Genomic DNA, 26,825 nt, shown 5'->3' with positions numbered 1-26,825 from the left:
CGGCCTTTGCTGCGTTCTCAGGCTCGCCGTAGTTCGATCGATTGAAGGAAAGCGGTCGTGCGGGCGATATATTCCTCCGGATGCATGCGGAAGATCATCTCGTGCAGGGCCCCGGGGACGACCCAAAGCCCGGATAACGGATTCGTCTGGGAGGCGGCTATATTCTCGGAGATGCTCATCGGAGATTTGTCGTCGTTCGTTCCGTAAATCAGCAGGATAGGAAAAGAATAATCCGTGGTTTGAGCGGCGGTAGAAGGGATTTGGTTCAACTGCGTTCCGGTAAAGACAGGCAAGAACCGGCTTAGCAGGCTGATCGTCAGCGACTTGGGCACTTTCGCGTACTTGCGGATGTTGGCATAGATCGTGTCCGCATCCGGGAGGAAGGTGCTGTCGAGAATCATCCCGTCGATGAGATCGCTCTGAAGCGCGGCTTGAAGCGCCGTTCCCGCCCCCATCGAGAACCCCCACACGACGACTTCGCCGCTGCCTTTGTCGCGGGCGAACTGAAGAGCCCCGAGCAGCTGCTGGGATTCGGCAACGCCCCCGGTAGCGGGCAGCCGATTCGAGGAATCGGCGAAGCCGTAATCGAACATCAAGACGTTATAATTCTGCTCGTGAAGCAGATTGGCGATATCGTACATGGGAACCCAAGCTTCCTCCCGATTCGTTCCGTAGCCGTGGCTCAGAACGACCGTTCGGTCGCCCGACGAGGGAATCCACCAGCCCTGCACCTCGGATGCGTGGTCGGCGCTGGCGAAACGGACGTCCTCGTACATGAGGCCGCGGGCCTGCATCGGATTCGAAGCGAGCACGGGGACGGAAGGATGGGCGAAAATCCAGGCGGCAATCGTGCAAAAGGCGCATACGAGGAAAACGATAGCCCCGAGCAGGATAGCGGCGGTAAGCAGAAGGCGTTGGAACCGGGAGAGAGATTTTCTCTCGAGCTCCGGCAGAACGGGACTTGGCGCAAAGGGCGGGTTCTCCCAAGGGGAGGAAGTCATCGTGCTGGTTGTCATGAGGTTCGCCTCCGCTCAGCCTAGAAGATTTTCAGAGAGCTCTTATTCTCTCATCGTAGAAGGGGCGAGGGAGACCGTCAACGAGTGCGTCCGTATTGTTAGAGGCTTGTAATCGAACTGTAAAGCGCCGCTGGGAACGTTTACGGTTTTGTCCAGTTGAGTTATACTAGGTATAACAAAGTTTCATAGCGTGAAACGGAAGGCGGCGAAGTATGGAAGAGGAGAAGCAAACGATTAGAGCGGTGGAACGGGCCTTGGATGTGCTGCTCTGCTTCACCGCGGGGAACGATCTGGGATTGACGGAGATCTCTCAGCGGGTAGGCCTTCACAAGAGCACCGTGTTCCGGCTGCTTGCGACTCTGGAGCATCGTGGCTTCGTCATCCGGGATGAGGCGACGGAGAAGTACCGTCTGGGCCTTCGGGTGCTGGAGCTGTCCTCCAGCCTTCGCAAAGAGGACGATCCCGCGGTCATGTTGATCGGCGAGATGGAACGGCTGCGGGATCAGTTGGGCGAGACGATCAGCCTCTACGTCCGGGACAAGAAGGACCGGGTGCGCATTCAGGCCGTGCAGAGCCAGCAGGCGATCCGCCGGGTCGCGCCGGTCGGCGCCCGCCTGCCGCTGTCGGTCGGCGCCTCCAGCAAGATCCTGCTCGCCTTCGCGGAGCCGGAGATTCAGGACCAACTGCTCTCCGACCCTTCCTGGCCGGCTTCTCTGAAGCCGGAAACCTACAAGGAGCAGCTTCGCGAGATCGTGCAGCAGGGCTATGCGACGAGCTTCGAGGAGCGGGAGCCCGGCGCGGCGGCCATCGCGGCTCCGATCTTCAGCCGGGGCGGCAAGCTGTTCGCGGCCCTGTCCGTGTCGGGTCCGTCCAACCGCCTGACGCCCGACGTCATGCAGGAGTGCGCCCCGGCTATTATCGGGGCGGCGAAGCGAATGGGAGCATTGCTCGGCTAGTTAAGCTGGACCAAGCTAGACCAAGACGAGAAGAGGCCATTCCCCAACCCGTTCGTAACGGCAAAGGAATGGCCTCTTCTCGTTTATGGAATTATTGCCCTTGTGCCGGCAACTCGACCAGCTCGACCGTCGCTTCCGCGCGCAGCGTGTTGCTGATCGTGCACGCTCTCTCGACTACGTCTCGCAGCTTCGCCTTGTAGTCCTCGTCCAGCCCCGGAGGATACGCGACGCGCACCTCGAACGAGGAGAAGCGGTTGTCTCTCTTATTCTCCGGCTTCGTGCTCGTCACCTCGACTTGAATCGCTTCCTTGTCGTATTTGACGTTATCGAAGTTCAGCATTTTCTGCATCGAGATCGAGATGCAGAGTCCAAGAGCCGCCTCCAGCAGTTCTTTGGGCGACAGCCCGTTCTCGTTCGGGGCGTGAGCGCCGATGACTTGCCTGCCGGCTCCGTTATGAACCTCGTCTTGGCCGTTTACGTGTCTAATGATCGCCATTCTAATCAATCCTCTCTTAGGTATAATGACAAGCCGTTTTATGCCCGCTATGAGATTCGCTCAACGTAGGCGCCTCGCTGCGGCAGCGCTCCGTGGCGAGCGGGCAGCGCGTGTGGAAGACGCAGCCGGACGGGGGAGACAAGGGAGAAGGAATCTCCCCCTTGAGCACGATTCGCTCTTTGAGGCCTTGCTTCGAAAGGCTCGGAACCGCCGAGAACAACGCCTTCGTGTAGGGATGCCGCGGATTCGCGAACAAGGCGTCCGTCGGCGCCTCTTCGACGATTCGGCCCAGGTACATGATGCCGATTCGGTCGGAGATGAAGCGTACGACGCTGATGTCATGGGTAATGAACAGCATCGTCAGCTTCAATTCGCGTTGAAGATCGCGCAGCATGTTCAAGATTTGCGATTGAATCGAGACGTCGAGCGCGGACACGGGCTCGTCGCAGACGACGATTCTCGGATGGAGAATGAGCGCGCGGGCGAGGCCGAGCCGCTGACGCTGCCCGCCCGAGAATTCGTGCGGATACCGGAAGTAATGCTCCGGCTGCAAGCCGACGACCTGCAGGATGCGGAACACCTCCTGCTGTCTCTGCTCGCGATCGCCGATCCCATGAATGACGAGCGCTTCTTCCAGGATGCGCCCGACGCGCTTGCGAGGGTTAAGCGAGGAGTAGGGATCCTGGAACACGATCTGCAGCTCTCTGCGAAGCTTGCGCAATTCCTCCGGCTTTAGCTTGGCTAAGTCCTGATCGCGGTAACGGATCTCTCCGCTGGTTGCCGGCGTCAGCCCGAGGATGGCCCGTCCGGTCGTGCTCTTGCCCGACCCCGACTCGCCGACGAGGCCGTATGTCTCGCCCTCGTAGAGAGACAAAGAGACGTCATTCACGGCATGTACGTATTTCTTCGCCCCGAACAGGCGCCCGAACGATCCGTATACCGGGAACTTTTTGCTTAGAGAGGTCACTTCCAGTAGCGGTTTCTCTGCTGTATGATCAATCGCCATGGCCAACCGCCTCCCTTAATCCGTTACTGATCTCTTCATAATACCAGCACTTCAGACGATGTCCTTCCTCCGCCGTAGCGATCGGAGGTTCCTCGTTCCTGCACTTGTCATCCGCATAGGGACAACGAGTCGCGAAGCGGCAGCCTTGCGGCTTGTCGTTAAGAGAAGGAACCGTCCCCGCAATGATATGCAGCTTCTGCCGACGATCGCCGTCCATTCGCGGAATCGAGCGAATCAGCCCCTGGGTATAAGGGTGAAGAGGGTTCGCGAACAGCTGCGCCGTCGTCATCTCCTCGACGATCTGGCCGAGATACATGACTTTGACGCTTGTGCATATCTCGGATACAACTCCGAGATCGTGGGTGATGAACAGAACGCCCATGCCGAGCTTGCGGTTCAGCTCGACGATCAATTCGAGAATCTGCGCTTGTATCGTCACGTCCAGCGCCGTCGTCGGCTCGTCGGCGATGAGCAGCTGCGGCTCGCAGGCGAGCGCTATCGCGATCATGACCCGCTGCTGCATTCCTCCGGATAGCTGATGCGGATATTCATCCAATCGCTGCTCCGGGGAAGGAATGCCGGTCATCCTCAGCAGCTCCAGCGCCTTCTCCCGCGCTTCCCGGCGAGAGAGCCGCCGGTGCTGCCGAAGGCTCTCGGCGATCTGATCGCCGACCGTATAGACGGGATCGAGCGAAGTCAGCGGGTCTTGGAACACCATCGAGACGAGGTTGCCCCGAATCTTGCGCATTCTTGAGTTGGACAGCTGCAACAGATTCTCGCCGCCCAACCGAACTTCCCCTTCGTACGAGACGTCGTCGGCATAGTCGAGCAGCCGGATGATCGACTGGGACATGACGCTTTTGCCGCAGCCCGACTCGCCTACGATGCCGACGATCTCGCCGGGCTCCATCGAGAAGCTGACTCCGTCGACGGCGGTTACCCGGCCCCGTTCGGTATAGAAGTGAGTTCGGAGATTACGAACGTCCAATAACGGTGTCTGACTCATGAAGCAGCCCTCCTGGCTTTCTTGTTCCCTCTGCGCTTGGAGCGGGGGTCAAGGAAGTCGCGCAAGCCGTCCCCGAGCATGTTAAGGCTTAGCACGGACAAGATGAGCGCGATGCCGGGGAACGTAACCATCCACCATGCTTTGGAGATAACCGGCTTGCTCGCCTGCAGGATATTGCCCCAGCTAGGGGAGGGGGCGGGTATTCCGGCTCCTAGGAAGCTGAGAGCAGCCTCGGATAGAATCGCTTCGGCGAACACGAACGCCGCTTGAACGAGCAGGGGAGACAGCGTGTTCGGAACGATGTGAAGCCAGATGATGCGGGCGTTATTCGCTCCTTGCGCGCGGATCGCTTCGATATAAGCCTGCTCGCGGACGACAAGGGCGGCCGAACGAATCGTTCGTGCGATGCTGGGCGTGAATACGATCGTAAGGGCAATGATGACGTTGGTCGCGGAAGCGCCGAGCGTAGCCATTAACGCGATCGCCAACAGAATGCCGGGGAACGCGATCAGACCGTCGCAGATTCGCATCAGAATATGATCGAGAGACTTATAATAGGCCGCATATACTCCAATGATCAAACCGAGCAGGGAGGACAGCGCCGTAACGGTAAGGCCGATGCTCATCGAGACGCGGGCTCCATACAGGACGCGGGTCAACAGGTCGCGTCCGAACTCGTCCGTGCCGAGCCAATGCGCCGCGCTTGGCGGCTTCAGGCGGTCGAGGACCTTCATCGCGTACGGGTCGTATGGAGATAATAGCGGACCGATAAAGGCGACAAGTATGAGAACGCCGAGAATGATCGCTCCGATCATCAAGTCGTAGTTCGTTCGCAAGCGGAAGTAACTCAGCAGGCGCTGTTCCTTGCGGAGTTTGCGGCTCAGTTGGACGAACTGGCTTTTGGTTTGCGGTAGTTCCATCGGGAGCCCTCCTTTTACTTGCGGTCCAACCGTACTCGCGGATCTACCGCGCCATAAAGCAGGTCGACGATCAAATTGATGAGAACATAGAGGAGCGTGACAAACAGGACGACGCCTTGAATGACGGTGAAGTCGCGGCGCTCGATCGAATTGATGACGAGCTGCCCGATTCCGGGAATGTTGAAGATCGTCTCGATGATGACCGCGCCGGTCACGAGCGTTCCGAACGTTTGGCCGATGACCGTCAGGATCGGGATGAATGCGTTGCGAAGCGCATGCTTGAGCAGCACTTTCGTTTCCCGAAGCCCTTTGGAACGGACCGTCTTGATGAAGTTCAAATGAAGCACCTCGAGCACCGAAGAGCGAGTCATTCGCATGATGAGAGCGGCTTGTATCGTTCCGAGCGAGATGCCGGGGAGAATCAAATACCGGTAGTGCTGCCAGATTCCGTCCGCGAGCGGGGCATAACCGGCAATCGGGAGCCACTTGAGCTTTACCCCTACGAACAGCATAAGAAATAAGGCAAGCAAGAAGCCGGGCACGGCCATTCCGATGAGAGAGAAGCCGCGCAGCAGCTGGTCCAGCGCCGAGTCGCGCTTGTAGGCGGCGATGATGCCGAGCGGAATGGCCAGGAGCAGGGCGATCGCCTGCGCGACAATCGCCAGCGATAACGTCGGCCCCATATGTTCGGCTATCGCTTGTCCGACCGGCTGGTGAAGAAACAGAGAGTCGCCGAGATCGCCGCGGAACAGGCCGCCGACCCAATTCACGTACTGCTCGACGATCGGATGATCGAAGCCCATCGTTTGGTTTAGGGCGTCAACGTCAGCTTGGGTCGCTTCGAGCCCTAGGAACGCGGCGGATGGGTCGCCCGGCATGATGTGGATGAGCGCGAACGTCGCGATCGTGATAACCAGAAGCACAGGGATTAAGGACAGGATTCGTTTGACAATGTAGGCAAGCACCGGAAACCCCTCGTTTCAAAAAGAGAGGAGTGTTGCGGTTGAACCTGCAACACTCTTCTGGGATAGGCCTTATTTTCTAATGCGATTATTTAGCGACTTTCGCGTTCCAGACGACAGGCCCGACGAATTGGCTGAAGCCTTCTACCTTCTTGCTCGTCGCCACGACTTCGTTATAATGGCCGATGACCGCGGAGTAGGCATGTTCGTACAGGTAGCCTTGGAGTTTATCCCATTCCGCCTTCGCCGCCGCCGAATCCGTCGCCGAGCTGATCGTTGCGACCGATGCCTTCACTTGAGCGTCGTCCAAGCCGACCCAGCTTTGCGTGACGGCGAGCAGTTGAGGAGGGATTAATTGATAGCCGTTGCTTGTCACCATCAGGTTCCACTTGCTGTGCTCGTCCTTCGTCTTCAGGAATGTCGGGAAGTCCGAGCTCAGCACGTCTACGTTAAAGCCGACTTGCTTTAACTCTTCTTGAATAACAAGCGTCGCGGCATACATCTCGCTGTAATCCGGAGTGGTCAGCAACACGATCTTCTCGCCGTTATAGCCGGCTTCTTGCAGAAGCTGCTTCGCTTTCTCCTGATCGTTCTGGTTGTAATACTCGGAGCCGGCGGTCGAAGCCCACTGCGTCTGGCTCGGGTTCATGTAGCCCGGATCCAGCTTGTACAGATCGGGATTCGCGAAGCTTGCGAGCAGAATATCGTCCGCGTTCAATGCCGCGACGGCCGCTTGGCGCAGCTTCTCGTTCTTGAACGCGCCTTCGCTCGAATTCAGGAACGCGGTCAGAGTGCCGCCCGGATAAGAGGACAGGTTAACGCCGCTATCCGCAGACAATTCTTCGAAGTTCTCCGTCGGAATGCTGTCCGCGATGTCGTACTCGCCGGACTTGACCCCCGCGATGCGAGTCGCGTTGTCGGGGACGAAGTAGTAGTAAAGGTTAGGCGTCGCGGCTTCCTTCTTGCCGGCGAAGCCGCTCGGTTCTCCTTCGGGGCTAACGTAGTCTTCGTTGCGCACAAGGTGGATGTATTGGTCTTGCTTCCACTCCTGCAGCTTGTAAGGACCCGTACCGATATAATCCGTGATGCCTTCGGCCGGCGCGGAGTCGATGACTTCCTTCGGGAAGATCGCCGGGAAAGCCGCTTGCGCCGACAGCAGCACGAGCACGTCCGGATTCGGCTTCGCCAGCTTCAGTTCCACCGTGCCGGCATCCAAGGCGCTGAAGTTCGCTCCTTCGAGCAGGGCTTTCGCCCGGCTGGACGTCACGAGCCAGCGGTTCATCGAAGCGACTACGTCATCGCTCGTCAATTCTTTGCCATTATGGAACTTCACGCCTTGGCGCAGCTTGATCGTATAGGTAAGCCCGTCATCGCTCTTCGTGTACGATTCGGCCAGCACCGGAGTGGGCTCATAGTTCTCGTTTAAGGTAAACAACGTTTCGAAAATGTTGCCGGCGATATCAAGCGCAAGAGCCGACGCCGTCGTCGCGGAATCGAGAGTCGGCGGTTGTGCCGTGACGGCGACCTTCAGATCGTCCTTGTAGCTCGCCGCCGAAGCTTGCGAAGCGGCTGGAGAGCCGGATGCCGGCGAGCTTGCGCTTCCTCCGGCGTTCGATGAATTGTTGTTGCCGCATGCAACGGTGAACGCTAATGCGGCAATTGCCGAAAGACTTAGTCCTGTACGCCATTTCTTCATGTCTAGAATGCCCCCTCAAGATGTACGCATTAATTCCTATTGAATTAGTTGGTATTTTAATCCTAATGGATTAATCCCCGGGTGTCAACAACAAAACAACCTCGCTCCTTCGAAAGAAGGAACGAGGTTGTTTTGTTGTTTATTGGTCTTATATGGCTTCAGCTCTTCGCTTCCAGTCCGCGAAGGAAGTCGAGGGCGTCCTGCAGCGACGATACTTTGACCAGCTTAGGCTTCAGCTCCAGCTTCTTGACCGTCTCTTCGGCTTCCTTCCAGTTGCTGTAATCGCCCGATTCGACGTAAGGGACGAGGAAATAGTCCGCCTTCTCCCGATCGGCCGCCATCAGCTTATACTGGATGCCTCCGATCTGGCCGACCTTGCCGTCCGCCGCGATCGTGCCCGTACCGGCGATCTGATAGCCCTTGGAGAGGTCCTCTCCGGTCAGCTGAGCCACGATCTCCAGCGTCATCATCAGCCCGGCCGACGGACCGCCCGTGTCGTTGAAGTCGAACTTGACCGGATCCGGCACGGTTACCTTCACGACCGAATCGCGGTAGAAGCCGACGCCGGCCGCCCCCGTCGATTCCATCTCGATCAGCGGAACTTCAACGGAGAACTTCTTGTCGCCCCGCGTGCCGGCCAGCTTCACGACATCTCCGGGCTTCTTGTCGGCTAGAATCTTCGTGAAGGCTTCCGCGGTCTTCGCGTCTTGTCCGTCGATCGACGTGATGATGTCGCCCTCTTGAAGGCCGTGATCGCGCGCCTTGGTGTCATCGAGGAAAGCGCGTACGATGACGCCTTGCTCTTCGACTTTGATGACGGGATTATCCTTCCCGTAGATGGCCGTATAAGCGGCCATGAGAGCGGCGGCTTCGGAATTGTCCCGCATCCAGTACAGCAGGTTGCGATAGGCATCCAGATTGACCGTGCCGCCCGTTGCGGATTCCTGGGTCTTGATATCCATGCGGGGATTAAGGCGTGCATAAATAAGATCGAAAACATTCGGTTTGGAACGAGTCGATACGGTCGTGAACAGCAGCGCGCCCTTCTCATTCAGCTCATGTCCCGTTTGTACGCGCGGGTGGACAGGCTCCGCCGAGCCAGGGCCATAGATCACATAGGGCCACGTCCAATAATACGCGACAACGAAGACGACAGCGACGAAGGCTCCGGCAATGGCTGTCCAATTGCGTCTTATCCAATGCTTCCAAGCAGCCATCCGGGGCTCACCTCCGTTACCCATTATAACGCTTTCTATAGTTCCAAACAAAATTTTCCGGGGCGAACATGCAAAAAGAACGGCGGCGCGGGGAAGATCCCCGGCACCGCCATTTCTTCTTGATTCGAGTTCTGCATAACCTGCGCAAAGCTGCTCCGGCGTCGAAGGATGCCGGAGAGACTTATGCTTGAGCGGGCAGAATTATTGTTCAGCCAGCATCTGGCGCAGAACCGTCTGCAGGATGCCGCTGTTGCGGTAGTAGTCGACGTCGACCATCGAGTCCAGGCGAACGATAACCGGGAATTCGAAGGTGGAGCCGTCTTCGCGAGTAGCCGTTACCGTAACCGTCTGGCCAGGAACGACATCGTTGCTGAGGCCCGTGATATCGAACTTCTCGCGGCCCGTAATGCCGAGCGTCTTCCAGCTGGAGCCCGGTTGGAATTGCAGCGGCAGAACGCCCATGCCCACCAGGTTGGAACGGTGAATCCGTTCGAAGCTCTCCGCGATAACCGCCTTGACGCCGAGGAGGAACGTACCCTTGGCCGCCCAGTCGCGGGAGGAGCCGGTGCCGTATTCCTTGCCAGCGATGACGACGAGGTTCGTGCCGGAAGCTTGGTACTTCATCGACGCGTCGTAGATAGACATGACTTCGTTCGTAGGCAGGTAAGTCGTTACGCCGCCTTCGGTTCCCGGAGCCACTTGGTTGCGGATGCGGATGTTCGCGAACGTACCGCGCATCATGACTTCATGATGACCGCGACGGGAGCCGTAGGAGTTGAAGTCCTTCTTGTCGACGCCATGCTCGATCAGGTACTTGCCCGCAGGGCTGTCAGCCTTGATGTTGCCGGCAGGAGAGATGTGGTCGGTCGTAACCGAATCGCCCATCAGAGCCATAACGTTGGCGCTCTTGATGTCGACGATGTCGCCGGCTTCCGCGCCGAGGCCGGTGAAGAACGGAGGGTTCGCGATGTAAGTGGACTTCTCGTCCCACTCGTACAGGTCGCCCTTCGGTACCGGAATTTGGTTCCACTGCTCGTTCTGCGTGAACACGTTCTCGTACTTGGCGCGGAACATGTCAGGCGTAAGCGAAGCGCGAACCGCTTCTTGGATCTCGGCGTTCGTCGGCCAGATGTCCTTCAGGAAGACAGGCTGTCCGTCCGTGCCCGTGCCGATCGGCTCGTTCGCGAGGTCGATGTTGACCGTGCCCGCGAGAGCGTAAGCGACGACGAGCGGAGGAGAAGCCAGGTAGTTCGCCTTGACTTGAGCATGAACGCGGCCTTCGAAGTTCCGGTTGCCGGACAGGACGGCGGCGACGGTCAGGTCGTTATCGGCGATCGCTTGGCTGACTTCGTCCGGAAGCGGACCGGAGTTGCCGATGCAAGTCGCGCAGCCATAGCCGGCTACGTAGAAGCCAAGCTTCTCGAGGTACGGCAGCAGGCCGGACTTGGTCAGGTACTCGGTAACGACGAGCGAGCCTGGAGTCAGGGAGCTCTTCACGTATTCAGGCTTAACGAGACCCTTCTCGACAGCCTTCTTCGCGACCAGAGCGGCGCCCAGCATAACGCTTGGGTTCGACGTATTCGTACAGCTGGTGATAGCCGCGATAACGACTGCGCCCGTCTTCAGCTGGGTTTGCTTGCCGTTCTTGTGCTTAACGTCTGCCGAAGCCGCGATCTTCTCTTCGGACAGGCCGAACCCGCCCTTGTCGATCGGCGTGCGGATGATGCTGTTGAACTCTTCCTTCATGGAAGTCAGCTCGACGCGGTCTTGCGGACGCTTAGGACCGGCAAGGCTCGGTACGATCGTCGAGAGGTCGAGCTCGAGAACGTCGGTGAAGACCGGATCCGGAGTGTCGTCCGTACGGAACATGCCTTGAGCCTTGTAGTAAGATTCGACGAGCTCGATTTGGCTCTCTTCGCGGCCGGTCAGACGCATGTAGTTCAGCGTCTCGGAGTCGACAGGGAAGAAGCCGATCGTAGCGCCGTATTCCGGAGCCATGTTGGCTACCGTCGCGCGGTCAGCCAGGCTGATGTTCGACAGGCCGGAGCCGAAGAACTCGACGAACTTGCCGACAACTCCCTTCTTACGAAGGATTTGAGTTACCGTCAGAGCCAGGTCGGTCGCCGTAGCGCCTTCTGCCAGGCTGCCCGTCAGCTTGAAGCCGATGACTTCCGGCATAACGAAGTACAGAGGTTGGCCGAGCATGCCGGCTTCCGCTTCGATACCGCCGACGCCCCATCCGACAACGCCAAGGCCGTTGATCATCGTCGTGTGGGAGTCCGTGCCGACGAGGGAATCCGGATAAACTTCGGTTACGCCGTTCTTCGTCTTCGTTGCCGCGACGGAAGCGAGGTACTCCAGGTTAACCTGGTGAACGATACCCGTTGCCGGCGGAACCGCGCGGAAGTTGTCGAAGGCGGTTTGAGCCCAACGCAGGAAGCGATAGCGCTCTTCGTTGCGTTCGAACTCGATGTCCATATTGTATTTGAGCGCGTCCGGCGTGCCGAATGCGTCAACCATGACGGAGTGGTCGATAACGAGGTCAACCGGAACGAGCGGGTTGATGCGCTTCGGATCTCCGCCGGCTTGCTTTACGGTCTCGCGCATAGCCGCGAGGTCGACGACTACCGGTACGCCCGTGAAGTCTTGAAGCACGATACGAGCCGGAATGAACGGGATCTCCTTATCCTCGCGTCCATTCGCCCAGTTACCGAGTTGCTTGACATGCTCGAGCGTGATCGCGCGTCCGTCGAATTGACGAAGAGCGGCTTCGAGCAATACTTTGATCGAGAACGGCAGCTTGGATACAGGACCGAGTCCTTGCTGTTCCAGACCTTGCAGGTCATAGTACCGGTACGATTTGCCGGCGGCCTGCAGGGTTGCCTGAACCTGATACGGCAGGTTTGACAATTCAATCAGCCTCCTGATTGAGTTTCATTCTGTGAAACTCGATTTCAAAATCATTTCTCCACAAATAAGTATACCGTTTTGCGCGTTGTCCGTAAAGACGAAAATCGCCTCCAAACGCGGAAAAATAGGTCTGTTCGAACTTTATCCGAACTAGCATTCCACAATCGAACGCATCTCCATCCATTTAAGCAGCAAGAGGTTCGTTCGAAGCCGAATGGCAGGCATGAGTCCGCTCGGAAGGGCATAGGATGGAACCGACACCATCTGCGTTAAGCGGAGGGAGGAAGAGCGGTGGGGGACAAGGATAACGGTTGGAAAAAAGCGCTGGTTGAGTATGTGAACGTTCTGAACGGAGACGGGCTGACGGGACATTCGGAGCCTTACCGGGCGGTACCCGACGCCGAGCATCGGCTGCGCCTCTTGAAGCGGTCGCAGGCTATTGCCAAGCGGGAGGGCGGCTCCCGGATAAAGCCGATCCGCAGCGAGACGAGGGCGCGCCTGATCAGCAAGGAAGAGAAAGCGTCGGAGGCGACCTGCGTCGTTCGCTTTCACCTGCTTCGCTCCTACGAGCAGGATCATCTTCCATGGCTGGAGGAGAGGGCGGAGCAGGAACGCATCCGGTTCGTCCGGTCCGGCAGCCGGTGGCGAATCGACCGGATCGAACCCGTTGCGACGGAGAACTCGGCGGCCGAATGGCCTGGCGTCGAGGAGAGGGCGGATACGGAATCCGGATGGGGCAGGCGAACGGTCATTCCCTCGGTTCCGTACTTGAACCCGACCGCGACGAACTCGTTCAAGTCGAGAGTGCTCGCCGGAACGGGAGCCGGCCGCGGAGGCTGGGGAGAAGGCTGGTTCGACCCGTCGAAGAGAGGGATCGTTTACCGCCGGGAGGATGCCGTCGCCTATGCGGAACAATGGTGGGACGAGAGCAATCCTTCCTATGAGAAGTTCGAGGTGAATTGCACGAATTACGTGTCCCAGTGCATCTTTGCAGGGGGAGCACCGATGAACTATACTGGGAGAAGAGAATCGGGCTGGTGGTATAAGGGCATGGCGAACGGTCAGGAGCTATGGAGCTACAGCTGGGCTGTGGCGAACGCTCTGCAGACCTATCTGTCGCCTTCCCGAACCTATGGACTTCGGGCGCAACTCGTGGATTCGCCCCAGCAGCTCATGCTGGGCGACGTCATCTGCTACGATTGGGACGGGAACGGACGGTTTCAGCACAATACGATCGTCGTCGCGTTCACCCCGGACGGAATGCCGCTCGTGAATGCGAACACGGTGAGCAGCCGCCATCGCTATTGGGATTATCGGGATTCGTACGCCTGGACGGAGAGGACGCGTTACAAGTTCTTCCACATCGCCGACGAGTTTTGAACAAGGTCCGCCCCAGTACCGCATTACAATAGGAAGCTGCCGAGATGGCTGGAGGACAATCATGGGAGATAAAGTACGCGTCGGGCTGGTTTACGGGGGACGCTCCGGCGAACACGAGGTATCGCTGCAAACCGCGCTGGCGGTTCTGAAATCGTTCGATTACAGCAAGTATGAGCTTATTCCTTTCTATATTACGAAGACCGGGCAGTGGCGCTCGGGTCCTCTGCTTCAAGCTCCTCCTTCCGCGGTCGCCGAGCTGCAATTTAACGGAGCGGGAGCGGAAGGCGCCGATGGCGGCAGGGCCGCGGCGGCGGGCAGTACGCTGGCACCGCTGCTGCAAGGCATGTCGGAGCGCGCGCTAAACGAAGAAGGAGCGGCGGCCGACGGCAAATCAATAGACGTCATGTTCCCGCTGCTGCACGGCACCTTCGGGGAAGACGGAACGATTCAAGGCTTGTTCGAGATGGCGGGGCTTCCTTATGTGGGAGCAGGAGTGCTTGCCTCCGCCGTCGGCATGGACAAAGCCGCGATGAAGACGATGTTCGCCCAAGCGGGCTTGCCGCAGGTCGGCTATCGTTACTTCACCAGATACCAGTGGAATCGGGATCAGGAGGGCGAGCTGGCGGGTATCGAGGAATCGCTCGGCTACCCATGCTTCGTCAAGCCGGCCAATCTCGGCTCCAGCGTAGGCGTATCCAAGGCGCGCAACCGCTCCGAGCTGATCTCCGCCATTCAGGAAGCGCTGCGTTACGACCGCAAGGTCGTCGTCGAGGAATTCGTCGACGCACGCGAGATCGAAGTGAGCGTACTCGGCAACGACGATCCGAGGGCGTCCGTTCCGGGCGAGATCGTCAGTTCGGGCGAGTTCTACGATTACAAGGCGAAGTATATCGACGGCAAGTCGGTCATGGTCATTCCCGCGGAGATTCCGCCGGAGACGGCTCAGTCGATCCGCGAGATGGCCGTTCGCGCCTTCCTGTCGATCGACGGAAGCGGACTGTGCCGCGCCGACTTCTTCGTCAGAAGAAGCGACGGAGCGGTGTTCATCAACGAGGTCAACACGCTTCCGGGCTTCACCCCGTTCAGCATGTACCCGCTGATGTGGAAGGAATCGGGCGTCTCTTACGCGGAACTGCTGGATACGCTGATCCGCCTGGCGATCGAACGCTTCGAAGAGAAGCAGGCGATCGATTACGGCAGCGGACAATAAATGAAGAATGGAGCCGTCCCCCAAGTCGCCGACTTAGGGACGGCTTTTTAATTGGGATTCCTAGTCTCAAGCTTAGCCGTGCCTTCGGCCGCCGATGTTGCCGTACGACGCGATCTCAAGCCACCGCTCCTCTTCGCGCGACAAGCGAATGGATGGGCATTGCCCTTCCAATCGCTTGTCCGCGCGGTTTATAATAGCTTGTAAAAAGATCAGAACGGAGGGCATTCCATGGGTTTCCAAACGGAGTTCAATTCGGTGTGCAAGTTCAAGTCCGAACAGGAGTTGTATGAGCTTCTGGAGTACGGGCGAGGGAAAATGGTCAAGAAGAGCTTCCGCGTGTTCCCGACCGGGCAGAAGGTGATTGCCTACGCGCCTGACAACCAAGCGGTCGCCATCGTGCGCATCGTCGCTTCGATCGCCGAGATCAACTTCCAGGGCGAAGAGGTTACCGAGGTGGAGATGGAGTTGATCCGCCGCCTCACCGAAGAAGAAGCGCGCGTGCAGACGGCGCTTGCCCACGAGATGTTCTTCGGAGAACATTCCGGCAGCTAAGAGAGCCGCGGCGAGCTTTGGGGCACACTCTAGTTAGCATTATTCGGCTAATGGAGGGTCCTCATGATCGTACGCTTCGGCTTCGTCGCCATGTCAACCCAGCTAGAGAACGCATCCCCGTCCCGGACGATGACGATGGCGAGTTTCGCCAAACTCGACGACCGCGAGGCGGGGCTTCGTCGTTTGGAGCGGATCTCCGAGGAGAACCTCCGCAACACTCTCCGGCTGCTCAAGCATTGCAAATACATGGGAGTGAAGGTGTATCGCCTGACTTCCAAGCTGATCCCGCTGGCTACCCATGAGGCGTTGGCGGATTGGTCCCCTTACGAGACGCTCGCACCGGCTTTCGCGGAAGTGGGAGAATTCGCGAAGGAGAACGGAATGAGGCTCTCGTTCCACCCGGATCACTTCACCGTGCTGAGCACGCCTCGCGAGGAGGTGCTGGTCAAGTCGGTCATCGACCTCGAGCACCATGTGCGAATGCTGGAGCTGATGGGGCTGGACGAACGTGCTCTGTGCAACATTCATGTAGGGGGAAGCTACGGAGACAAAGATTCGGCGGGGAAAAGATTTCTGGCCAACTTCGCCTCGATGCCGGAGCGGATCCGTCGGCGGATCACCCTGGAGAACGACGATAAGACGTTCAATGCCGCGGAGACCCTAGCCATCAGCGAGGAGGCTGGAGCGCCGATGGTACTCGATATTCATCATCATCAGGTGAACAATGCCGGCGAATCGCCCGAGTCGTTATGGCCGCGAATCGTCCGGACATGGAGTCGTTTCAGCCCCGAGCAAGCCGGTGAGAAGAGCCTTCCGCCGAAGATTCATGTGTCCAGCCCGAAGAGCGCTAGCGACCCGAGAGGGCATGCCGATTACGTAGAGCTTGAGCCGCTGCTCCGCTTCCTGCTGGCCGTATCGGATGAGACGCCGGCTCTGGATGTCATGATCGAGGCTAAAAAGAAAGACGATGCGCTGCTAAAGCTCATGGAGGATCTGAGGGAGACGGAACGGAAAGGCGGCCCCGTACGGGTGTTGGACGGCGCCAGCATCGAGATCGCAGGTGGGTAAGAAAACAACCCCGCGCGGGGAATTAGTCTCGCCTGAGACTAACTCGCTTGCACGAAGCCCCCGAGCAGGAGAATTAGTCTCGCCTGAGACTAATTCGGTCGCGCGCAGTCCGCGATTAGGGGAATTAGTCTCGCCTGAGACTAACTCGGTTGCACGAAGCCCCCGAGTGGGAGAATTAGTCTCGCCTGAGACTAATTCGGTCGCACGCAGCCTCCGAGCGGAGGAGTTAGTCTCGCCTGAGACTAACTCGGTCGCGCGCAGTCCGCGATTAGGGGAATTAGTCTCGAATGAGACTAATTCGGTCGCACGCAGTCCGCGATTAGGGGAATTAGTCTCGAATGAGACTAATTCGGTCGCACGAAGCCCCCGAGAGGGGGAATTAGTCTCGCCTGAGACTAACTCGCTTGCACGAAGCCCCCGAGTGGGAGAATTAGTCTCGCCTGAGACTAACTCGGTCGCGCGCAGTCCGCGATTAGGGGAATTAGTCTCGCCTGAGACTAACTCGCTTGCACGAAGCCCCCGAGTGGGAGAATTAGTCTCGCCTGAGACTAATTCGGTCGCACGCAGTCCGCGATTAGGGGAATTAGTCTCGAATGTGACTAATTCGGTCGCACGCAGACTCCGAACGGAGGAATTAGTCTCGCCTGAGACTAACTCGGTCGCGCGCAGTCCGCGATTAAGGGAATTAGTCTCGCCTGAGACTAACTCGGTCGCCCCCGGTCCTCGAGCAGGGGATTTACGCCGAATAATAGAAGATTTTCACAAGATCAGGGGCGCATCGCCCTTCCCGATCTGCTACAATTGAAGCGAACCGCAGCCGAGAAGCTTGATGATAAAAGGAATGTGATGGGATAGTGGCTTGGCTTGTTCTTATGCTGATCGGAGCCGCTTCGGCGATCTTCGGAAGCATCGTCGGCTTCGGCGGGGGGATCGTCATCGTTCCATGCCTTCTGCTCCTAGGTCCTGCCTTGTTCGGCGAAGAGATCTCCTCGCAGACGGCTGTCGGTACATCGCTCGCCGTTCTGATCTTCACGGCGTTGACGTCGACCTGGACCTACAAGAAACAGAAGAAAGTGGATTGGGGAACGGGCTGGCTTTTCTTCGCCACGAGCGGAATCGCATCTATGGCGGGAGCGCAGGTCACGAACCTGATCCCGGAAGGCCCTTTCCAGCTGGCCTTCGGCCTGTTCATGCTCGCGATGTTCGGGCTTATGCTGGCGCGGGAGAGAATGAAGCCGATCCGGAAGCAATGGCCGATCCGCCGGACGTTCACGGACGGGACGGGCCATACATACGAATACGGCTACAGCTTGGCCTTGGCGCTGACGATCGGAGCTTGCGTCGGCTTGGCATCGGGACTGTTCGGAATCGGCGGGGGCTCCCTCTTCGTGCCTTTGATGGTGATTCTGTTTGGTTTTCCTCCCCATGTCGCGACGGCGACGTCCATGTTCGTCATTCTGCTCTCTTCCGTTCTGGGAAGCGGGGTTCATCTCTGGAACGGCAACGTGGACGGATGGATTTTCCTCGCGCTCGTTCCCGGGGCTTTGATCGGCGGAAGGCTGGGAGCGATCATCGCTTCGAGGCTGACCGGCAAGCAGCTGATGTGGCTTCTCAGGGCGACCTTGCTGGTGACGGCAATCTACTTGATCTACGAAGGGTCCGGGAATCTCTCGGAACATTAAGCGGCGCAATACGTAGAATAACAGGAACGGCGCAATCCGGCACTTATCCGATAACGAATTTACTATATAAATTAAGAAAGTGGGATGATGATGGAGGAGAAGGAAACGATAATCGGCAGCAAAAGCTTCACCGCCGTCGCGGTCAACTGCGCATCGAAGGCGGGTGAATGGATCAAGAGCCGCATGGGGCGGTTCGCGGAGCCGGATCTCAAATACTCGATGCACGACCTCGTGACGGAAGTGGACAAGGGATCGGAACGGCTGATCCGCAACTTGATCGGGACTCATTTTCCAACCCATTCCTTCCTCGGCGAAGAGGGAGTCGAGCCCGGGCCGGAAGCGTCCGCCCAGGCGCTGGAGCGGATGAGCGACGCGGAATACCTGTGGATCGTCGACCCGATCGACGGCACGACCAACTATGTGCACGGGTTCCCGTTCTTCTCGGTATCGATCGCGCTCGCCTATCGCGGACAGGTGATCGTTGGCGTGGTCTATGATCCTTCGAGAGACGAGCTGTTCGTTGCCGAGAGAGGCAAGGGAGCGTACGTTCACGGCAAGCGCATGAGCGTATCGAAGGAGCCGGCGCTGCGGCAGAGCCTGGTGGCGACGGGACTTCCCGCGGATCATGAGGCTTCGCTGCCTCGCAATCTGAAGCAGATTCAAGCTCTTGCGCCGCAAGTGCGCAACCTGAGGGTCGCCGGATCGGCCGCGCTTCATATGGCGTACGTAGCGGCGGGCCGGCTTAGCGGCTTCTGGGAGATCGGGCTGAATTCCTGGGATCTGGCCGCCGGCGCGCTTCTGATCGAGGAAGCGGGCGGCGTCGTGAGCGACCAGTCGGGCGAGCCTTATCATCTGGGAGTGCGCGACGTGCTGGCGAGCAACGGGCTTATCCACGACGAACTGAGGGCCGCGCTGGAGAAGGCCTAACGGCCGCTTCCGGCTGCCGTACATGATCCTAGGGAAGATCGACCATCCTAGGACCGGAAGGAGGCGGACAATTTGGACAGGCAGAAGGATGAGCATGAGCCATTGCTTGGACATCGGAAGTCCGAGACGGAGGAAAAGGAAGAGCTTGCGGCGTCGGATGCGGAGCGCGAGCTGGCCAGCCTGCTGACGGAAGGCGGGCTGGAGGATCGGAATGCGGAAGAGGAGGCGGTGGCGAAGCTGTCGCCGCGCTGGGAGGTTCGCATTCAGACCGAGAGAGACCCCGTCGCCGAAGAGACCGCGCTGTACCGCCGAATGGCCAAGGAAGTCGACGGGCGGTACGGAGATGAAGGCAAGTAGGCTGCCAATGGCCCAGCGGGTCGGATAACAACCCAATGATGGCGCCGACTTTTCCAAAAGTGCATAAATCTTGCGAAAATGCCACTGTTGCAAACCTACATTCTTTTATACAATGAAGGTTGACGACACGGAAGGAGTCGTTCTCTACGAGAGGACGACTCCTTTGCTGTCTATTGGCACAACGGCCGCCGGCCGATAGAGAGGGGTCTTCGCATGCCTAGGATCAATCTGTTCCGGAAGATCGTCATCATCCTGATCGCGATGCTGATCCCGATCGCCGGCCTCTATTATATGTCCAACCGCACGAGCACGGAGGTTCTGAGGGACGAGCTGAACAAGTCGAACACGAGCCAGCTGGATTTTTTCCAATCCCAAGTGAACGCGAACATCGATTCTATCTCGTTGTGGCCCAATCTGCTGATCCATGACCCCGATATCTCCGAGCTGAGAGACTCGCCGTCCCCGGACGGTCCGTATCTGGATTTGGAAGCGATAACATTGGTCAAGCGGATTCAGCAGAAGCTCAGCACCCAACAAAGCTCGATCAATTGGAAAAGCTCGCTCTACATCTATTCCCCTCATTGGGAACGGGTGATCACGGATACGGACGCGGTCAAGTACGACGTGGCTGAACTGAAATCGAGGATGAAGCCGGGTTGGCAGGTGAAGCCTCTAAGCTCAGGAACGGAAGGCGAGTATGAGTTTTCATTGCTGACCGCCTCTCCCTTCAGCGCCTTCAGGGACCCGGATAACGCGAATCTCATTATCGAGGTTCGTTTCCGCAGCAACAACATCGTCGGCATGCTGGACAACTTCAAGAGCGACAGCCGCCGCGATCCTTTCTTCTACAAGGAAGGGGTCGGCCTTATCTACAACAGCACGGCCGATCGAACGCTGGCGAAGGAGCTGGTGCAGAAGCTGGAGGGCGGGAGTCTGATGCAAGCCAGCAACCAGACGCTTTCGCTCGAAGGCGTGAAGTACCTTGTCAATACGAAGTGGTCGGAGACGACCGGCTGGTACCTGATCGACTTTATTCCTTATTCCGACGTGGTAGGGCCGATCGTGAAGTCGAACGTGCTTTTCTACTTCGCGGTGGCTTCGCTGCTCGTCATGGGCGTCGTTCTTGCCTACTTGCTCTATGCCCAGGTGCAGATACCGATGAAGAAGCTCGTGCAGAGCTTCCAGCGGCTGAAGCAGGAGGACTACTCCGTCCGCCTTGTGCCGAAGGGCAACGGGGAATTCAGCTACGTGTTCATGCGCTTCAATTCGATGGTGTCGCAGATTCAGGAGCTGTTCGACAAGGTCTACATGGAGAAAATCCATGTGCGGGAGGCGCGCCTCAAGCAGCTGCAATCCCAGATCAATCCGCACTTCTTCTATAATTGCTTCTCCTTCATATCCAGCATGGCGAAGCTGGAGAATTACAAGGCGATCGTTGCCATGTCGCAGAATCTAGCAAGCTATTACCGCTATACGACCAGGCAGGAACGAGATTACGTGAAGCTGTCCGAGGAACTGGATTTCGTAACGAGCTACTTGGAGATCCTGCACCTGCGAATGAGCCGGCTCAGCTTTACGGTCGATCTGCCATCCTGGCTTAGGCATATCGAGATACCGCCGCTGCTGATCCAGCCGCTTGTCGAGAACGCCGTGCTGCACGGAGTCGAGGGCAAGGCGGGGGAGGCTTCGATTCGGCTGACGGTCGCCGAAGAAGACGGGTTCGTGCGGATCCGGGTCGAGGATAACGGCAAGGGAATGACCGAGGCGGCGATGCGCTCGCTTCGGGAGAAGCTGACGCGGCCGATGGACGAGAGCATGGGCTGCGGCCTTTGGAACGTGAACCAGAGGTTGCTGCTTCGCTATGGGGAAGAGGCCGGGATGAAGATCGAGAGCTCGGAGCAAGGAGGCTTGCAGGTGACTCTCTTCTGGCCGGGAAGGACGACGAAGGAAATGGAGGGAACGGCATGATCGAGATTCTGCTTGTCGATGACGAGTCCTATGTGACGGAGAGTTTGAAGAAAACGATTCCTTGGGATTCGCTGAACGTCCGGAGCGTCTATACGGCCGCTTCCGCGATGGAAGCGATCGAGATCATGGAATCGCAGGCCGTGGATATTCTGGTGACGGATATCCGCATGCCGGAGATGGACGGATTGGAGCTGGCCGAGCTGACGGCCGAGAGATGGCCTCATGTTCGCCGCCTGCTGCTGACCGGCCATTCCGACTTCGATTATGCGAAGAAGGCGATTCAGCTTCAGGTGGCGGATTATATCCTGAAGCCGGTGGACGACGAGGAGTTCATGAAGAGCCTGCTGGCCGAGATCGACTCCTTGCAGGACGAGTGGAAGGCGGCGGATCGCTACCGCAAACTGCTGTACGACCGCAAGTCGGATGAAGGAGTGCTGAAGGAGCGGCTGATGAGCGACCTGCTGCTCGGACGGGCGATGTCCCGCCTCGCGATCGCGGACAAGCTGCGCCAATACGAGATTCCTCTTGCTCCCGATGCCCCTGCATTGATGATGCTTGTTCGTCTTGGAGGCCGCTTCGATGAATATGACAAGCACTCTTTGTCGCTGATGGAATATGCCGTCGGCAATATTGCGCAGGAGGTCATGGGCGACAGCTATCGGGTCTGGTCCAGCAAGGCGCCGCATGATTGCCTGGTGCTGCTCGTCTCCGTGAACCCGGACGGTCCTCTTGGCGGAGCGGTTCGCCCGCTTCGAGAAGAGATGGGGAGGCTGGCCGCGCAGGTCGGCAAGCAGGTTCGAACGTACCTGAAAGGCGACCTGTCCATCGTCCTGTCCCCTTGGTTCCTGTTCCCGGAAGGGCTGGCCGACGCCTACCGGAACGCGCTCGGTACGCTGTTCAGGCATGGCGGGACTCCGGAGACCTCCGTCCTTTTCCAAGAAGACTACCCTTCCGAACGATCCGCGGTCCGCTCGATCGAGTCGCTCTATCGTCCCCCTACCTTGATCCATCTGCTGGAGTCGAAGCAGTGGGACGGAGCCCGGGAGAAGATCGACGAGGTGTTCGGCTTCCTGGAGCTGGAGAAGGCATCCGTGACCCGGGAGCATCTCTACGAGGTTTACCTGAGCATGACGAACGCTTACTTGTATCTGGCGCATCGCCAAGGAGCGCTGGCGGAAGAGATTTATGCGGAAGGGTTCGACACCCGGGTCGACCAGAGTCTTATTCTGTCTCCGGATCGCATGCGGCGTTGGTCGCTCGACCTGTTGGAGAAGCTGAAGCTGAGCTTGTCCGATACGGATCCATACGCGCGCGGCCATCTGATCAAGCAGGTGCAGGAGCTGGTGACTCGAGAGATCGGAATGGACATCTCGGTGAAGACGATCGCGGAGAAGGTCTACCTGCACCCGGTCTATCTGTCCAAGGTCTACAAGAACGAGACGGGCGAGAGCTTGGGCGATTATATCATTCGGATTCGCATGGAGAAGGCTCTCTATCTGCTCAAGCACACGAACAAGAAAATCTACGAGATTACGACGGAGCTGGGCTATCAGAATCCCCAATATTTCAGCAAGATGTTCAAGAAGCAGTACGGAATGACGCCGAACGAGTACCGGGATTAACGCGTTCCGATCCCAATGAAGCGGTTGCATTGGTTGACAAAGGTGCAGAAATCTTCTATTCGTGTCATAGGTTCCCCCGAGAGCTATCCCTATAATTAGCCTTAGGAAAGCCAAACCAACCATAGGGGGAAAAACATGAAAGCGACCGCGCAAAAAAGCTTGCTCTCGGCTGCGGCACTCTTGCTGGCTGCAGCGGGGCTATCGGCTTGCTCCGGCAGCAACGACAACGCGAGCCCATCGGATTCTTCGAGCTCATCCGCTTCGAACAGTCCTTCCGCCTCCGCGTCGGAGCCGGCTCCGGCCGCATCGGAGAGCCCGTATAAGGAAAAGTACGATCCGCCTGTTACGATAACCACCGTATGGGGAGTCGATCCCGCCCTGAAATTCAAGAACGGAGAGACGATCGAGAATAACGTGGCGACCAAGTGGGCTCTCGATACGCTCGGCATCAAGATCGACTCGCTCTGGTCGGTAACGGACTCCAACAACGCGTTCGTCACCAAGATGCGCCTTGCGATGTCATCCAACCAGAAGCTCCCGGACGTCGTGACGATCGGGACCGGCGGGGATTACGACCAGCTGGCGCAGGACCTGATCGACACGGGCGCCTACCGCGAGGTCGGCTCCCTGTTCGACGAATACGCAAGCGACAAGTGGAAGGCCGCCATGGAGCTGGATCCGAACGTATGGAACCCGTATATCCGCGACGGCAAGAAGATCGGCATTCCGGTTCTGGATTATGCCTACAACCATGACTACCTGCTATGGATTCGCCAAGACTGGCTCGACAAGCTCCAACTCGAAGGGCCGAAGACGATGGACGACCTGGAGAAGATCATGGATGCGTTCAAGAACAACAACCCGGACGGCTTGAAGCCGGATAAAGTTACCCCGCTGTCGATCGGCTTCAAGATGACGATGAATACGTGGATGGGCGATCCGTCGTGGGTATTCGGCGCCTACGGCACGATTCCGGGGCAGTGGAACGTCGGAGCGGACGGCAATCTGGAGTGGGGCTCCATCAATTCGGGGTCCAAGCAGGCTCTGGAGAAGCTGAAGGAATGGCGTGACAAGGGCTACATTCCAAGCGAAGCGGCATTATGGGACGAGAACAAGACGGCCGAGCCGGCGGTCGCGGGCACGGCGGGCATCATCCCCGGCCCTTACTGGATGAGCGGCTGGCCGCTGCTGGACACCGCGAAGAACGTGCCGACGGCCGTCTGGAAGCCGTACGCGATTCCGACCGGACCGGATGGGAAGGCGGGACGCCACGGAACGAACTTCACCAGCGGCGTCACTCTGATCAACAAGGACTTCAAGCATCCGGAAGCTCTGTTCACCTACCAGAACTACCTGTTCGAGAACCTGGCCGATCCGGCGCCGGGAAGCCAGTGGGATGTCGGCGTGTTCAAGGGCTACGACTACGATCTGGACGCAAGCGGCAATCCGCTCTACATCGACCAGATCCCCGGCGGCGACGTCAACATCAACCGCTACTGGCTCGTGAAGGACGGAGCCCGGATTCCGGACGCGCAGATGAAGGCGCTGATGAACCTGGCCGACGGCAAGGAAGCGACGTCGCGCTTGGAGAAGGAAGTCAAGAACAACTACGGTCCGGAGACGCCGGCGGCGGCCAAGGTGCTGCTGTCTCAGCCGAATATCTCCTTCACCGACATGTTCACGGGTCCTGCGACTCCGACGATGAAGTCCAAGCAGGATTATCTCAAGAAGATCGAGCTGGAGACGTTCAACCAGATCATCTACGGCAAGAAGGACTCCTCGGCCTTCGACAAGTTCGTAGCGGACTGGAAGGCGGCCGGCGGCGACAAGATGACGCAAGAAGTGAACGAGTGGTACCAGACGACGAAGAAGTAAGAGGCGCGATCAGCGAACGCCCCGAGTCCCTTCCGCAAGGAAGGAGCTTGGGGCGTTTCTGTTTTCTGTTTTTGCTCGATAAGTAGTTGCAATAGTGCCATCAATGTTGGTTTTGAGTTCTACTGGAGCCTGGGAGGCCGTTGCTATAATTTTCTTATCTCATCCTAGGAGGCTGCAAGATGCGCTATCTCAGACGAACCTGGCCCTTCCATCTCATGCTGCTGCCGGCTCTTGCGCTGCTTATCGTCTTCAACTACATCCCGATCGGCGGGATCGTAATGGCGTTCCAGGACTACAAGCCGTGGCTGCATATCAGCGGCTCCCCGTGGATCGGCCTGGACAACTTCCGCCTGATGTTCGAGAGAGAAGACAGCATGCAGGTGATCTGGAACACGCTCCTCATCGCGTCGTTCAAGATCGTCTTTAATCTGTTGACGCCGTTCGCTTTCGCGATTCTCTTAAACGAGATCCGTCAGAAATACCTGAGCCGTTCCATTCAAACGCTGGTGTACCTGCCGCACTTTCTCTCCTGGGTCATCCTCGGCGGCATCCTCGTGGAATTCCTCTCGTCGGACGGCGGCTTCGTGAACCGCGTGCTCCACTGGATGTTCGGGATCAAGCCGATCTTCTTCCTCGGCGACGGCAACTGGTTCCGCTTCACCGTCGTCGTCTCGGACGTGTGGAAGGAGTTCGGGTACAACACGATCGTGTTCTTGGCCGCTCTGGCGGGCATCAATCCTTCTCTCTACGAAGCGGCAGAGGTGGATGGCGCAAGCCGCTGGGCTCAAACGAGATTCATTACGATTCCTTCGCTGATCCCGATGGCGATCGTCGTTGGGACGCTGGCGCTGGGCAAAATCCTCGACGCGGGCTTCGACCAAATCTTTAATCTTTACAACTCGATGGTCATGTCCAAGGGGGACATTATCGAGACGTTCGTTTACCGGACGGCTATCGTGGACGGGCAGTTCGGCTTCGCCACGGCGGTCGATACGCTCAAGTCGCTGGTCAGCATGATCCTGATCGTCATCTCGTACCGCCTCGCCTACAAGCTGGCCAACTATCGGGTGTTCTAAGGAGGAGGAAGCCATGTATCGCAAAACCGTACCTTATCGCATTTTCAACGTATTCAACACGGTCTTCCTCATCTGCGCGGCGCTTGCGTGCGTCATTCCGCTTATCCACGTTCTGGCGGTCTCGTTCAGCGCGAAGTCGGCGGCGGACGGCAACCTGGTCGGCCTCTGGCCGGTGGATTTCACCACGATCGCCTATGAGAAAACGATCAATAATTCCGTGTTCCTGCACTCGCTGTGGGTGTCCGTCAAGCGGACGGTCCTCGGCACCGCGGGCATTCTGGCCGTCGCTTGCCTGGCGGCATATCCGCTGTCGAAGGAGAATGCGCAATTCCGCGGCCGCTCGATCTACTCCTGGGTGTTCGTGTTCACGATGATTTTCAAAGGGGGGCTCGTTCCCTTCTACATCGTCATTCAGAACATTCGCCTGATGGACTCGTTCTGGGTGCTCGTCATCCCGGGACTCGTGAACGTGTGGCTGATCATCCTGCTCATGAACTTTTTCCGCGGCGTTCCCCGGGAATTGGAGGAGGCGGCGCTCATCGACGGTTCCGGCCACTTCGGCATCCTCTGGCGAATCTATCTTCCGGTCTCGCTGCCCGCGCTTGCGACCCTTGGGCTGTTCGCGATGGTGTGGCATTGGAATTCGTGGTTCGACGGCCTTCTGTACCTAAGCTCCAAGGAGGAGTACCCGCTCGCTTCCTTCCTGCAGACGGTTATCGTGTCTCGGGACTTCAGCTCGATGAGCTTCTCCAAGTACGAATTCGAGCTGCTCTCGCAGAAGACGATTAACGCGGCCCAGATTTTTATCGGCGCGCTTCCGGTGCTGATCGTGTATCCGTTCCTGCAGAGGTTTTTCGTGAAGGGCTTGGTTATGGGCTCGGTGAAGGAGTAAGCGCGACGTTCGGATTCGCGGGGAGCTTGTC

At 58.1% G+C, this 26,825-nt stretch carries 23 protein-coding genes; 13 read left to right on the top strand and 10 right to left on the bottom strand.

The annotated features are described in order from the left end of the window. Nucleotides 1-17 precede the first annotated feature (17 nt). Nucleotides 18-1,016, bottom strand: a complete 999-nt coding sequence (locus tag ELR57_RS12895; RefSeq protein WP_126959489.1) for an alpha/beta hydrolase — start codon at nt 1,014-1,016, stop codon at nt 18-20. A gap of 212 nt (nt 1,017-1,228) precedes the next feature. On the opposite strand from ELR57_RS12895, the gene ELR57_RS12890 reads away from it, so the two are divergent. Then, nucleotides 1,229-1,972, top strand: coding sequence for an IclR family transcriptional regulator (locus tag ELR57_RS12890; protein WP_126959488.1), 744 nt, complete (start codon nt 1,229-1,231; stop codon nt 1,970-1,972). 91 nt (nt 1,973-2,063) lie between these two features. On the opposite strand, the gene ELR57_RS12885 is transcribed toward ELR57_RS12890, so the two are convergent. The 8 genes from ELR57_RS12885 to acnA form a co-directional block, all read right to left on the bottom strand. Continuing rightward, nucleotides 2,064-2,468: an OsmC family protein gene (locus ELR57_RS12885; RefSeq protein ID WP_126959487.1), complete on the bottom strand. Its 405-nt coding sequence runs from the start codon at nt 2,466-2,468 to the stop codon at nt 2,064-2,066. Nucleotides 2,469-2,484: 16 nt separating this feature from the next. Next, entirely contained in the window at nt 2,485-3,474 is a 990-nt protein-coding gene (locus tag ELR57_RS12880; protein ID WP_192896570.1) for an ABC transporter ATP-binding protein, read from the bottom strand. Further along, entirely contained in the window at nt 3,464-4,480 is a 1,017-nt protein-coding gene (locus ELR57_RS12875) for an ABC transporter ATP-binding protein (RefSeq protein ID WP_126959486.1), read from the bottom strand. The genes ELR57_RS12880 and ELR57_RS12875 overlap by 11 nt, the downstream gene beginning before the upstream one ends. Further along, on the bottom strand, nt 4,477-5,400 hold the full coding sequence (locus ELR57_RS12870; RefSeq protein WP_126959485.1) for an ABC transporter permease: 924 nt from the start codon (nt 5,398-5,400) through the stop codon (nt 4,477-4,479). Before ELR57_RS12870 ends, ELR57_RS12875 begins: the two co-directional genes overlap by 4 nt. 14 nt (nt 5,401-5,414) lie before the next feature. Further along, a complete protein-coding gene (locus ELR57_RS12865; RefSeq protein WP_126959484.1) occupies nt 5,415-6,365 on the bottom strand; it encodes an ABC transporter permease in 951 nt (316 codons plus the stop codon). Nucleotides 6,366-6,450: 85 nt separating this feature from the next. Further along, nucleotides 6,451-8,058, bottom strand: a complete 1,608-nt coding sequence (locus tag ELR57_RS12860) for an ABC transporter substrate-binding protein (protein ID WP_126959483.1) — start codon at nt 8,056-8,058, stop codon at nt 6,451-6,453. A 158-nt stretch (nt 8,059-8,216) separates the two neighbouring features. Beyond that, nucleotides 8,217-9,275, bottom strand: a complete 1,059-nt coding sequence (locus ELR57_RS12855; RefSeq protein WP_158630019.1) for a YlbL family protein — start codon at nt 9,273-9,275, stop codon at nt 8,217-8,219. 201 nt (nt 9,276-9,476) lie between these two features. Beyond that, nucleotides 9,477-12,191 (bottom strand): aconitate hydratase AcnA, encoded by a 2,715-nt coding sequence (acnA, locus tag ELR57_RS12850; RefSeq protein ID WP_126959481.1) that lies wholly within the window; start codon nt 12,189-12,191, stop codon nt 9,477-9,479. Nucleotides 12,192-12,476: 285 nt separating this feature from the next. On the opposite strand from acnA, the gene ELR57_RS12845 reads away from it, so the two are divergent. After that, nucleotides 12,477-13,565: an amidase domain-containing protein gene (locus tag ELR57_RS12845; RefSeq protein ID WP_126959480.1), complete on the top strand. Its 1,089-nt coding sequence runs from the start codon at nt 12,477-12,479 to the stop codon at nt 13,563-13,565. 61 nt (nt 13,566-13,626) lie between these two features. Then, the gene (locus ELR57_RS12840; protein ID WP_126959479.1) at nt 13,627-14,775 is read left to right on the top strand and encodes a D-alanine--D-alanine ligase; all 1,149 of its coding nucleotides are present in this window, start codon (nt 13,627-13,629) and stop codon (nt 14,773-14,775) included. Between the two features lie 72 nt (nt 14,776-14,847). On the opposite strand, the gene ELR57_RS27860 is transcribed toward ELR57_RS12840, so the two are convergent. Next, a complete protein-coding gene (locus ELR57_RS27860) occupies nt 14,848-15,000 on the bottom strand; it encodes a hypothetical protein (protein ID WP_158630018.1) in 153 nt (50 codons plus the stop codon). A gap of 3 nt (nt 15,001-15,003) precedes the next feature. On the opposite strand from ELR57_RS27860, the gene ELR57_RS12835 reads away from it, so the two are divergent. From ELR57_RS12835 to ELR57_RS12790, 10 genes are all read left to right on the top strand, one after another. Further along, on the top strand, nt 15,004-15,327 hold the full coding sequence (locus tag ELR57_RS12835; RefSeq protein WP_126959478.1) for a hypothetical protein: 324 nt from the start codon (nt 15,004-15,006) through the stop codon (nt 15,325-15,327). 63 nt (nt 15,328-15,390) lie between these two features. Further along, entirely contained in the window at nt 15,391-16,395 is a 1,005-nt protein-coding gene (gene uvsE, locus ELR57_RS12830; RefSeq protein ID WP_126959477.1) for a UV DNA damage repair endonuclease UvsE, read from the top strand. Between the two features lie 854 nt (nt 16,396-17,249). Then, nucleotides 17,250-18,077: a sulfite exporter TauE/SafE family protein gene (locus tag ELR57_RS12825; RefSeq protein ID WP_370452262.1), complete on the top strand. Its 828-nt coding sequence runs from the start codon at nt 17,250-17,252 to the stop codon at nt 18,075-18,077. Nucleotides 18,078-18,164: 87 nt separating this feature from the next. Beyond that, entirely contained in the window at nt 18,165-19,004 is an 840-nt protein-coding gene (locus ELR57_RS12820) for an inositol monophosphatase family protein (RefSeq protein WP_370452261.1), read from the top strand. A gap of 72 nt (nt 19,005-19,076) precedes the next feature. Further along, nucleotides 19,077-19,361 carry a hypothetical protein gene (locus tag ELR57_RS12815; RefSeq protein ID WP_238162513.1) on the top strand — a complete coding sequence of 95 codons (285 nt, stop codon included), beginning with the start codon at nt 19,077-19,079 and terminating at the stop codon, nt 19,359-19,361. A gap of 213 nt (nt 19,362-19,574) precedes the next feature. After that, complete coding sequence (locus tag ELR57_RS12810; RefSeq protein ID WP_126959475.1) at nt 19,575-21,329, top strand: sensor histidine kinase; 1,755 nt, start codon at nt 19,575-19,577, stop codon at nt 21,327-21,329. Next, nucleotides 21,326-22,951 carry a response regulator gene (locus ELR57_RS12805; RefSeq protein ID WP_126959474.1) on the top strand — a complete coding sequence of 542 codons (1,626 nt, stop codon included), beginning with the start codon at nt 21,326-21,328 and terminating at the stop codon, nt 22,949-22,951. The genes ELR57_RS12810 and ELR57_RS12805 overlap by 4 nt, the downstream gene beginning before the upstream one ends. A gap of 135 nt (nt 22,952-23,086) precedes the next feature. After that, nucleotides 23,087-24,826: a type 2 periplasmic-binding domain-containing protein gene (locus tag ELR57_RS12800; RefSeq protein ID WP_126959473.1), complete on the top strand. Its 1,740-nt coding sequence runs from the start codon at nt 23,087-23,089 to the stop codon at nt 24,824-24,826. 179 nt (nt 24,827-25,005) lie between these two features. Continuing rightward, a complete protein-coding gene (locus ELR57_RS12795) occupies nt 25,006-25,902 on the top strand; it encodes an ABC transporter permease (protein WP_126959472.1) in 897 nt (298 codons plus the stop codon). Between the two features lie 13 nt (nt 25,903-25,915). Further along, complete coding sequence (locus ELR57_RS12790) at nt 25,916-26,794, top strand: carbohydrate ABC transporter permease (protein ID WP_126959471.1); 879 nt, start codon at nt 25,916-25,918, stop codon at nt 26,792-26,794. Nucleotides 26,795-26,825 lie beyond the last annotated feature (31 nt).

It is taken from the genome of Cohnella sp. AR92, from assembly GCF_003990975.1.
Taxonomy (GTDB): domain Bacteria; phylum Bacillota; class Bacilli; order Paenibacillales; family Paenibacillaceae; genus Cohnella.
Note: the sequence above shows the minus strand (reverse complement) of the source record. Positions and strands in the feature narration are given on the sequence as shown.